This is a genomic window from Burkholderia aenigmatica, assembly GCF_902499175.1.
Taxonomy (GTDB): Bacteria; Pseudomonadota; Gammaproteobacteria; order Burkholderiales; family Burkholderiaceae; genus Burkholderia; species Burkholderia aenigmatica.
Map to the genome: position 1 here is coordinate 22,437 of NZ_CABVQC010000087.1, position 10,804 is coordinate 33,240.

Below are 10,804 nucleotides of genomic sequence, written 5' to 3' on the forward strand. Positions count from 1 at the left end.
CATGATTCCCGTCCAGTTGTATCGCAAGATTTCTGACGGGATCGACATCGCTGTACCGATGGCCACCGACAACACGACACGCATTTTCGTCGGCGTTACCGGTGGCCAACTGAAGGGGGAGGACGTGGCTTCGGCGACGTTGTCAGCGCTTCAGAGTCAGCTCGAGTCCATTGGGTTCGAGTTGATCGGTGAGCGATCGTTGAACGAGGGCTGTGTCGAACAGGAACAGGCCTCGGATCTGCTGGTGGTCGTCAACGGCTCGATCGATTCCACGTTCCGCGACATGGTGGCGGAATACGTCGGGAGCGATCCCGAGTGGAGTTTTGTCGAAACCTACGAAGGTGTCACCGTTGTAGGGACACGTGCAAACGCGCAAACCGTAATCGGAATACTCGGCGCAGCGATGCGTCTGGGCATTCAGGTAGCGAAGCCGGATAGCACGGGTGAAGATCTCGATGAAGTACCCATCCATCGTGGTGGGAAAGAGATGATGTCGTTCTTTGGACGCGACTTCCTGATGGGGGAGCACCACGGAACATCTGTCAAAGCTGGACTGATTACCACTCCAACGGTTTTTACGGTGGGGAGGTCGTTGGTCAATTTCTAGAGAGGTTGATATGTCTCAGCAAGCTAGCACGGCACGGAAGCGGCAGACTATTTCCGAGTCGCTGGTTGACTTAGTGTTTGACGCGGTTGAACTCGTGTTCAAACTGGCTTACGTTGCGCTGCACCGTACGACCCTTGGTGTTGCATGGTTGGCGCGTGCCGTCCTGCGGTATGCGAAGTCTTCCCGCAAAAAAGATGTATCGGAAGTGGGGGCGGAGGAAGTCGCATCGGTCAAGCCGGCAGAGACGTCGAACCTTCAAAAGGTGGAGGCGACGAAGTCCTTGTCCACCGTTGCGGTATCGAGAGGGCCGGTCACGGCTGCTTTCACTCGGACAATCACGTTCGAGAGGGGGTTCGGGGCGGTTCTGTTTTGGTTCTACCCGGGCGGTAAGGTCAAGAGGCTGGTGAAGATCTATGACCGCACCCTTTCCGAGCGTCTCGGCTTCGAGCGCCGCGAACTGGAGGAGATCTCGTATTCGGGTATGTCCGAGATCGAGTCGATCCTCAAGGCGACCGTTGCACAGGTGAACAAACTGTTGCGCGGGGAGCATGAGGTGAAGCTGCGAGTCGTAGCGTCGGGTTCTTCGGATCCTGTTGCTGCGTCGGGCCCGAAGTCGGAATCGAAAGAACAGGATTCCACGAAACGTAATGCCGATGATTCTTCGGAAAAGTCAGCAAAGCGATCCAAGAAAGAGGACGGCGATGTTGCAATCATGCCGAGCTCGTTCAAGGAAGCCGTGGAAAAGAAGCAGAAACGTAGCCGTCCGTCCAAGGTGTACACGGGCGAAATCGTCGAGATCGGGGTCAAGCCTCGCAAGATCGATGACAAGCAGATCGAGCAGTACTGCGTGACCATCGAAGCTGATGAGTTGCACGGTAATGCGCTGCCGGTCTATGGCACGGACCTCGAGCGTGCGATCGCCGATTGTGGTGCGGAGGTTGGAAGTCGCGTGCGGATCGAACACCTCGGTCGTATCGAGTGGAGAGAGCCGGACGGGCGGAAGGCTTGGAAGAACGCCTACAACGTCGTGAAGCTTTGAAAGTAAAGGAAACCGTATGCGCAATACGAACGTCTGTTTTATTCACGGCCGGATCGGCAAGGACCCGGAAGTACGGTTCCTTCCGTCAGGTACGCCGGTAGCGAAGTTCTCGCTCTGTTCGAACGATGACTACTTCGACAAGAAGGCGGGCAGATGGGTGGAGGTCGCGGAGTGGCACGACTGCGTTGTGGTCGGCGACTTTGCTGAGAAGGTGGCTGAGAAGTACCAGAGGGGCGACGTTGTCAACATCACCTGCCGCGTAAAACCTCGTAACTACGAGAAGAACGGGCAGAAATTTAAGGTGGTGGAGATGTACGTTCAGTCCATGGAGCTGATTGCCAAGAAGGGCGAGTTGGTTCGCCAACAGTCCAACGGGCACGCAGGTTCGCGAGGTAACGGTCAGCAGCAAGGTGGCAACGAGCAATCCCGTGACGAAGGTCCGTCATATGCGGGTGGCTACGGCGATGAAGATGGTGGTCCCGCCTTTTGAAGGTTTGGTCGCTATCTGAATCGATTTGAAACTGAGTTTTTCCCGGAAGGGGGCACGTCCCCCAACCGGGGGACGTGTCCGCCTACGACAATTCAATTTGACGGAGATGGACATGAATACTCAACGTGTGAAGACGGGCGCTGAACTGGTCGAATTCATCAAGAACGAGCAGGTCATGCGCAATACGTTCGCGTGCGATGTGACGGTCAACGCCGACGGCAAGTCGATGGTGAAGAAGGTCGCGTTCGACGGTATCGGTCTGGTGGTGGAAAACGAGTCCGTCGATCCCGACCAGTTCGTTTCCACGAACAGCGTCTTCGTCGCCGCGGTGCTGGATTGACCGCATGTTCTGTGTGTGGTGCGTGTGCCGCACTCAAACCGAAGCCCGCTCGAAAGAGCGGACTTCCCCAAGCCGATCCAGTGGATCCGCTTCGGGAAGTAACCGGTTTTATTGAGCGATGTTCGCTCCCGAGCTGACGGATTTAGCCACGGTCACGTAGGTGACTATCGCTTTGAAGCATCACCTGCTTCGGGGATTTCGGTCCTTTTCATTTGTTGTCGATCGTCGAGGTCGACGTTCTTTAACCCGGCGGGGATTCTCTTTCCCGTTGGGAAAGTTTCCTGCCGAATTCTTGTCACCCACTTGATTCGGGATCCACTTAAGCGATCTCGATGCGAGGCCGTTTAACTGGGCCTCGCGCCTTCTCACCTGGGTAACAACTTTTACAGTAGGAGTATGAAATGAAACGCGAAGATCTGATTGGTGCACACATGGTCATCCGCCGTAATGGTGAGACCGTACCGTTCGACAGAGCGAAGATCGCAAGCGCGATCGCCAAGGCATTCCTGTACGACGCACACGGCAATCTGTATCGCGCCGGTGTGTCATCCCTGAGTGCCGCGCAGCGTGTGAAGGTCGAGGAATTGACCAACGCCGTCTGTGCTGCACTGAATCGTCGTGGGGAGAGCGCTGCTTTCCGCATCGAGGACATTCAGGATCAGGTGGAACTCTCGCTCATGCGTAGCGGTGAGCATGAAGTCGCACGCGGGTATGTGCTTTACCGCGAAATGGCTGCGCAGAAGCGCACACCGGCGCCGACGATGGGTCAGTACGATCACATCAAGTCGTATCGCCAGCGTGACGGTGCAGTGGTGCCGTTCGATGCAGCCTTCTGGATTGCGATCGTAGAGTCCGTGGTGTTTGGGCTCGAGAGCGTGTCTGCAAAGGACCTGTTCGACGAAGCAGTCCGGAACCTCTACAACGAGGCGAAGGAGACCGAGATCGAGAATGCGCTGGTTCTTTCGGCGCGGACGAAGATCGAGGTCGAGCCGCAACACGCAAAAGCGGCCGCTCGGCTCGTGCTTGCGTTCCAGCTTGGCCAAGACGTTTTCGGCAAGCCGGTGACGTTGGACGAGGTAGCGGCAGGCTACGGCGAGGCGTTCATCCGCGGTATCGAGGATGGCGTCAAAGCCGAGCTGCTGACCGAGGATATGTCCAAGGGGTTCGATCTCGGCCGTCTTGCTTCGGCAATCCGGCCGGAGCGCGATGGGCTTCTCGACTATCTCGGCATGCAAACGCTGTACGACCGCTATCTGCTGCACGTCAACGAGCGTCGCATTGAACTGCCGCAAGCGTTCCTGATGCGTGTGGCGATGGGTCTGGCCCGGGGCGAAATCGAGCGCGAAACGCGTGCGATCGAGTTCTACGAAGTGCTGTCTACGTTCGACTACATGTCGAGCACACCGACGCTCTTCAACACGGGCTCGCGCCGGTCGCAGCTGTCGAGCTGCTACCTGACGACCATATCGGACGATCTCGAAGGGATCTACGACGGTCTGAAGGAAAACGCTCTGCTGTCGAAGTTCGCCGGCGGTCTGGGCAACGACTGGACGAACGTCCGAGCCATGGGCGCCTGGATCAAGGGTACCAATGGCAAGTCGCAAGGTGTCGTCCCGTTCCTCAAGGTGGTCAACGACACTGCTGTGGCCGTCAACCAGGGTGGGAAGCGCAAGGGTGCAGTCTGTGCCTATCTGGAATCGTGGCACCTCGATATCGAGGAGTTTCTGGATCTGCGCAAGAACACCGGGGACGATCGTCGCCGTACGCACGACATGAATACGGCGAATTGGATTCCCGACCTGTTCATGAAGCGCGTGATGGAAGGCAGCGACTGGACGCTGTTCTCGCCGAACGACGTGCCGGATCTTCACGATCTGTATGGCGCAAAGTTCGAGGAGCGCTACGTGCAGTACGAGGCGCAGGCGGATGCCGGCGTTATCAAGTTGTACAAGCGACGTCCGGCCGTTGAACTGTGGCGAAAGATGCTCGGCATGCTGTTCGAAACCGGTCATCCGTGGATCACGTTCAAGGACCCGTGCAACATCCGTTCCCCGCAGCAACATGTTGGCGTGGTGCATAGCTCCAACCTGTGCACCGAAATCACGCTGAACACGAGCGACGTGGAAATTGCCGTCTGCAACCTGGGCTCGGTCAACCTGGTCAACCACGTCAAGGATGGCCAGATCGATCACGAGAAATTGCGTCGTACCGTCCGCATTGCGATGCGGATGCTCGACAACGTGATCGACATGAACTACTACGCGGTGGCGAAGGCTCGTGCGGCGAACCTGAAGCACCGTCCGGTGGGTCTGGGCCTGATGGGACACCAGGATGCGCTGTATATCCTCGGCATCCCTTTCGGCAGCGAAGCGGCGGTCGAGTTCTCAGACCGTTCGATGGAGGCTCTGGCGTATTACGCCTATGAGGCTTCGTCGGATCTGGCAGTGGAGCGCGGCGCCTACTCCAGTTTCAAGGGGTCGCTGTGGTCGAAGGGTGTCCTGCCGTTCGACTCGCTGAAGTTGTTGTCCGAAGCTCGTGGCGAGCAGTACCTCGAAGTCGATCAGAGCATCACGATGGACTGGGACGGCCTGCGGGAGAAGATCCTGAAGCAAGGCATGCGCAACTCCAACTGTATCGCGATCGCGCCGACGGCGACGATCTCGAACATCGTGGGGGTGTCGGCGTGTATCGAGCCGCAGTTTCAGAACCTGTACGTGAAGTCCAACCTGTCCGGGGAGTTCACTCTGGTCAACGAGTACCTGATTGCCGATCTGAAGAAGCTCGGCATCTGGGACGAGTTGATGCTGGCCGACCTGAAGTATTACGACGGGTCTGTTCAGCGCATCGACCGCATTCCGGAGGAGATCAAGGCGCGCTACGCAACGGCGTTCGAGATCGACCCGAAGTGGCTCGTGGAGGGAGCTGCCCGCCGGCAGAAGTGGATCGACCAAGCTCAGTCGCTGAACATCTACATCGCCGGCGCGTCGGGCAAGAAGCTGGACGAGGTCTACAAGCTGGCGTGGGTTCGCGGTCTGAAAACGACCTACTACCTGCGCACGATGGCGGCCACGTCCGTGGAAAAGTCGACCGTGACATCGGGAACGCTCAACGCGGTTACCCCGTCGGCTCCGGCCGCTGTTGCTCCGCAGGTCACCGCGGAACCGGCTCTGGAAGCGGACGGTCCGGCTTGCACGATGCGTCCAGGCGATCCGGGCTTCGACGAGTGCGAGGCCTGCCAGTGAAAATTGCTGGTGGACTCGTGATGTCTTAATCGCAGGACGGCCGTCGGGCTGTCCTGCCTCTTCTCGTTTTGGAGTTTGAGATGGAAATATCTTCATCCTTCAGCGCGGTTGCTCACGCGCATGCAGGTGGCGCCACCGGTCGTGTCGATGCTGCTGACAAGAGGATCATCAACGGCAAGACCGATGTGAACCAGCTCGTACCGTTCAAGTACAAATGGGCCTGGGAAAAGTATCTGGCCGGTTGCGCGAACCACTGGATGCCGCAGGAGATCAACATGGCGCGGGACATTGCGCTGTGGAAAGACCCGAACGGCTTGACGGCCGACGAACGTCGGATCATCACCCGGAATCTGGGGTTCTTCACGACTGCCGACTCGCTGGCTGCGAACAACATTGTGCTCGGTACCTACCGGCACATTACCGCACCGGAATGTCGCCAGTTCCTGCTTCGGCAGGCGTTTGAGGAGGCCGTGCACACGCACGCCTACCAATACATCGTGGAGTCCCTTGGACTGGACGAAGGGGAGGTCTTCAATGCCTATCGAGAAGTTGCTTCGATCAAGGCAAAAGACGATTTCCTGATCCCGTTCATCGAGACCTTGACCGATCCGTCGTTTACGACGGGAACGGTCGAGAACGATCAGAAGCTGCTTTTGAGCTTGATCGTTTTCGCATGTCTGATGGAAGGCCTGTTCTTCTATGTCGGCTTTACGCAGATCCTGTCGTTGGGCCGGCAGAACAAGATGACGGGTGCGGCGGAGCAGTACCAGTACATCCTCCGGGATGAGTCGATGCACTGCAATTTTGGTATCGACCTGATCAATGCGATCAAGCTGGAGAATCCGCACCTGTGGACGGAATCTTTCAAGCAGAAGGTGGACGAGGTATTCAAGGAAGCTGTACGCCTCGAATATCAGTACGCGGAGGACACCATGCCTCGCGGCGTCCTCGGTCTGAATGCCGATCTGTTCAAAGGGTATCTGCGATTCATTGCCAACCGGCGAAAGACGCAGATCGGTCTCAACGCGGATTTCGAGGGCGAGACGAACCCGTTTCCGTGGATGAGCGAAATGCTCGATTTGCGGAAAGAGCGCAACTTCTTTGAGACTCGAGTGATCGAGTACCAGACGGGCGGCGCTCTCAGCTGGGATTGATGGTTGCGGTCGCTGGCGTTGCCAGCAGCAGTGACTACGTGCGGCACCCGGGTTTCCGGGTGCCATTTTTTTAATGGAGAAGTCTATGAAACACAACCGCAGTAAAAGCAAGAATCCACGGGCAGTTCGCGTGGAGCAGGCAAAGGCTCGCGAGGCCAATGCCAGATGTCACCTTGAATCGACGAGAACCGAGCTGAAGCTGGCTCGCAAACGAATCGGGGAATTGGAATCCGAAGCACAAGGTCTTCGTGAGAAGGCTCTGGAAAAGGGTTCCAGCAAGAAGTTGGGTAAGGACGTGTTCCTGGACGCACTGTTCTTCTTCGTTATTGCCCTGCTTCTTGAAGTCGGGAAGCCCTTTCTGGAAACGGAGTTTGAAATCCAGGGGGAGAGCTCCCAGATTGCCATCATCGTGGTAGTCATGCTCGCGATGGCAATGTTGTACTGGGGTGCGAAGAAGGTCGATTCCTGGCTCGAGGCTCGAGGGAGGCAACTCCTGAAGCATCAGCCGTCGGGAACGTAAAAGTGGTTACCTATTTGACATCCCGTGTGACCCGAGACCCTGCGCGGCAGGGTCTTTCCACATGGCCGCGAAAATTTTCCGTCAAGAATTCACCTGTACTATAATTTAGCTACCTAGCTGGGGGTCGATACTAGCCTGAGCCGGAAATCGGCACTTTTCCCTTCCTGAGACGTCACAAGCATGCATGAGTTGGATGCTTGTGAAGTTTTTTGTGCTCCGGCACAGAAGGGCTGCCTGGTATGCCCGTCCTGCGTTTGATCTGGACTCCCCAGGCCTCAGGGTTTATCCCTCACGTCCTGCCTTTCCGTTCTGGATAGGCAATTCTCCTTTCGAGTGTTCTTGGTTTCGAGGCCCCCCAGAGCGATTCTCAACGTTCTGGGGGGCCCCGATTCCGGGGTTCACGTTCGACAAGGAGATCAACATGAACGTCCAACCCCAGGTGTCTGATACCCAGATCATGGTGCAAACGGGGCGGGGGCTCCCCAGCATTGCTGATGGGCTTCCCCAACCCCGTTCCGCCTTTCCTGCGTTGGCCCGTCGCGCGTCCGAAGAAGAGCGCGCCTCGGACCCATGTCTGAGCCCAAGACTGGCAATCAGTCTGGCTACTTCAAGCGAGAGTTCTGCATATGATGTCCTGGCCGATGTCGTGATGGCCGGACACGAGGGTTTGCCGCTGCTCGTCGATACGTCGGCGCCAGTGACATCCACGGATGAGACGATTTCCATCGATTCCTCCCGCGGGTTGCTTCTGCACTCGATCGGACGGCTCTATGAGTCGTCGCGACGGGGCACCCTGTTGGATGGTTCGTTTCCGATGGTCGTGATCAGCGAGAATCATCTTGCTGACGCGGCATCGTTGGGAACCGCGGAAACGTATGTTCGTGTCGGCAACGGCCGGCGCGGATCAAGCGCGGTAGTCGCGCAGTCGCTGATCGCATTTGAGTCTCTCGGGACGGGGGTCAGCGGAGTATTTTTCGACGAGAGTTCAGTGGTTCGGGATGGTTGCGGCGGCATCTTCGGAACGGATTCGGAGTTTGTCGGCGCGAGCGAGGCGGTCACGGGGATCGTATTGAACCTGTGTGATTATCTCGTGGAAATTCCTGGCAAGAACACCCAGCTCGACGACAGGCGGCTCAAGGAGCACGTCCGCCTGGCGGTTCGCGATCTTGACGCGATGCACGACGTTCATGCGATCGGCGGGAACCTGGAGCGATCCGGTGAGGCCCGACGCATCGCCATCGGAATCTCGGGCATTGCCTCGGCACTCCAGAAGCTTGGGAGTGCAGGGGTTGCGGATAAAGCCAACGCGGCGCTTGTACAGGTGGCTGGGATGATCCGTGATGAAGCCTATGACGCCTCGTGCGATCTCGCACAGGAACATGGTGCTTCGGCATGGTTCGATTGCGTGGAATTCGATGCCGGACCCATGTCGGAACTGCTGTCGCCAGAAGTGGCGGAGCGCGTCCGCATGTATGGACTCAGGAACGTGCAGATTTTCGGGTGGGCCCTGGTTGCGGACCGTCCGGTATCTGCGCAAGCCGTCGGACTGACGTCGGACGGATGTATCGATGCGGTGCGAACCGCGGAGGGGGTCGGCCAGCAGTTGCAATGGCATACTGCGATTTCGGAAGCCTTCGGCACGAAGTACCTTGCAGAGGTACTGGTACCGGACAACTGGGGCGCTGAGCAGGTGGGGAAACTCGCTGCGCGGTGTCAACAGGGAGGCCTCTGGGGCGTGTCTGTACGCTGATAGCGTACGGCGGCCGTGCATATGGGCTTGGCCGGCCCATTTAGTCGCGAGACTTCTTTGCAAAGCGAGGCGTTTGCAAAGAGGTTTTTTGCGCGTAGCGCAGAAAGGGTAGCTGGCACACCTATCTAAGTCAGCCATTCGTTTGTCAACCCTACCGGGGATTTCATGCCCGGTAGGGGGCATGGAGTCTTCGGGGTTTCCAGGAGATCTCCATGTCGCACCAAAACGAAGTCCGAACCCTCGAAAGGGTTCTCTGTTTCAGTATCGAAGCCCATATCTGGTCCGGCCGGCGCAAGCTGAAAACGACCGATATCGGCGAAGTCGAAGATCTGCCGCATGGTGACCTTGCGTCGCTGGGTAGCAAGAAGGTCATCGACAGCGAATACCTCAAGGTGTTCGACAAGCTCAAAAAGCGCGCGCAAAAGGCTTGTGAAAGCCGCGGAGTGCGCTTCCTCGGTGGCTATGCCATCCCGGCCGGGAAGGCAAAGCTGGTCGCAGATGATCTCGATGCAATCGCAGTCGAATATGAGAAGGAGCGTAACCATCTCGTATCGAACTACGACCGTCTGATCCTCGAGTGGCAGAACGCCCCGCAAAACCAGGAATGGGCCCATATCATCAAAGACGAAGCGCCCGAAAAGGCGTACGTCGAAGGTGCTCTGGGATTCCGCTGGCAGGCGTTCAAGGTTCGCTCCGTCGGCGAGTCGGAAGAAGATTTCGACCAACTGTCGGGCGGCCTGAAGCAAGCCGAGCAGGGGCTGGCGGGGACGCTCTTCCGAGAGATTGCACAGGAAGCGGCGGCGTTTGAAGAACGCACCCTGTCGTTCGGCGGCCAGAAGAACGGCCAGGCTCGGGAATATGTCACGCAGCGTTGCAAGAACGCGCTGCAGGCGATTCGCGAGAAGATGGAGGGCCTCGCCTTCCTCGACCCGTGTGTACGTCCGATCATCGAGACCATCGACTACAGCATTAAGTTGCTGCCGGAGAAGGGCAAGATCGAGGGCATCCATCTGACGACCCTTTGGGGGCTGACGGGGATCCTCAAACGACCGGAGCGTATGCGCGCGTTTGGCCAGCAGTGTCTTGAGTCGGGTGACGTCGCAGCGACGTTCAACCTCGCCGTCGGTCCGCGCTTCGGTGCGGCGGACGAAGAGGGGGATGCACCGCCGGTCGCTGTGCCGATGGCTGCACCCATGCAGCCTGTTGTGAGCGCTGGTTCGCCAGCACCTGTCGGCCGTCCTGGCCCGGCAGTTCCGTCGATGCCGTTGCCTTTGCCGCCCCAACCGGGCATGGCGACAGGCTTCGGGATCTAAACCCGAAGGGGCGTAACAATCGCCCCTTCGGGGGCGATTCTTTCTCGAAGGAATCGCATGAACATCAATACGCTGAAAGGCGCCTTGCCGATCGCGGCCAGGCTGCTTGCGGAGAAGTGTGGTCTGAAGGTGCGCATAGGCGGCAATCGAGCCTACGCGAATCCCAGCGAGATCGTGCTTCCCGATCTTCCAATCGAAGTGGAAAAGGCTCGAGTCCTCGGTCTCGGTTTTGTTCTCCACGAAGGGGCGGGGCATATCGTTCATACCGACTTCCCGGACGGTCAGTTGAAACTCCCCCACTTATGGTCGCGCAAATTCCCCCACCCTGTGAAGCAGGACTAAGGGTTAT

10 protein-coding genes are annotated in these 10,804 nt (G+C 57.9%); all 10 read left to right on the top strand.

The genetic code is table 11. The annotated features are described in order from the left end of the window. Nucleotide 1 precedes the first annotated feature (1 nt). The 10 genes from BDO18943_RS38070 to BDO18943_RS38115 all read left to right on the top strand — a co-directional run bounded on the left by BDO18943_RS38070 (nt 2) and on the right by BDO18943_RS38115 (nt 10,797). Nucleotides 2–607 carry a hypothetical protein gene (locus BDO18943_RS38070; protein ID WP_025496729.1) on the top strand — a complete coding sequence of 202 codons (606 nt, stop codon included), beginning with the start codon at nt 2–4 and terminating at the stop codon, nt 605–607. A 10-nt stretch (nt 608–617) separates the two neighbouring features. Further along, the gene (locus tag BDO18943_RS38075; protein WP_025496728.1) at nt 618–1,646 is read left to right on the top strand and encodes a hypothetical protein; all 1,029 of its coding nucleotides are present in this window, start codon (nt 618–620) and stop codon (nt 1,644–1,646) included. A gap of 16 nt (nt 1,647–1,662) precedes the next feature. Then, nucleotides 1,663–2,136, top strand: a complete 474-nt coding sequence (locus BDO18943_RS38080; protein WP_025584639.1) for a single-stranded DNA-binding protein — start codon at nt 1,663–1,665, stop codon at nt 2,134–2,136. 112 nt (nt 2,137–2,248) lie between these two features. After that, the gene (locus BDO18943_RS38085) at nt 2,249–2,476 is read left to right on the top strand and encodes a hypothetical protein (protein WP_025496786.1); all 228 of its coding nucleotides are present in this window, start codon (nt 2,249–2,251) and stop codon (nt 2,474–2,476) included. A 401-nt stretch (nt 2,477–2,877) separates the two neighbouring features. Further along, nucleotides 2,878–5,718, top strand: coding sequence for a ribonucleoside-diphosphate reductase subunit alpha (locus BDO18943_RS38090; RefSeq protein WP_025647488.1), 2,841 nt, complete (start codon nt 2,878–2,880; stop codon nt 5,716–5,718). Nucleotides 5,719–5,798: 80 nt separating this feature from the next. Next, nucleotides 5,799–6,872, top strand: a complete 1,074-nt coding sequence (locus BDO18943_RS38095) for a ribonucleotide-diphosphate reductase subunit beta (protein WP_025496628.1) — start codon at nt 5,799–5,801, stop codon at nt 6,870–6,872. Nucleotides 6,873–6,957: 85 nt separating this feature from the next. Further along, nucleotides 6,958–7,392, top strand: coding sequence for a hypothetical protein (locus BDO18943_RS38100; protein ID WP_025496629.1), 435 nt, complete (start codon nt 6,958–6,960; stop codon nt 7,390–7,392). Nucleotides 7,393–7,813: 421 nt separating this feature from the next. After that, complete coding sequence (locus tag BDO18943_RS38105; RefSeq protein WP_025496630.1) at nt 7,814–9,142, top strand: hypothetical protein; 1,329 nt, start codon at nt 7,814–7,816, stop codon at nt 9,140–9,142. A 212-nt stretch (nt 9,143–9,354) separates the two neighbouring features. After that, nucleotides 9,355–10,455: a DUF3150 domain-containing protein gene (locus BDO18943_RS38110; protein ID WP_025647489.1), complete on the top strand. Its 1,101-nt coding sequence runs from the start codon at nt 9,355–9,357 to the stop codon at nt 10,453–10,455. A gap of 57 nt (nt 10,456–10,512) precedes the next feature. Continuing rightward, nucleotides 10,513–10,797 carry a hypothetical protein gene (locus BDO18943_RS38115; RefSeq protein WP_235996295.1) on the top strand — a complete coding sequence of 95 codons (285 nt, stop codon included), beginning with the start codon at nt 10,513–10,515 and terminating at the stop codon, nt 10,795–10,797. Nucleotides 10,798–10,804 lie beyond the last annotated feature (7 nt).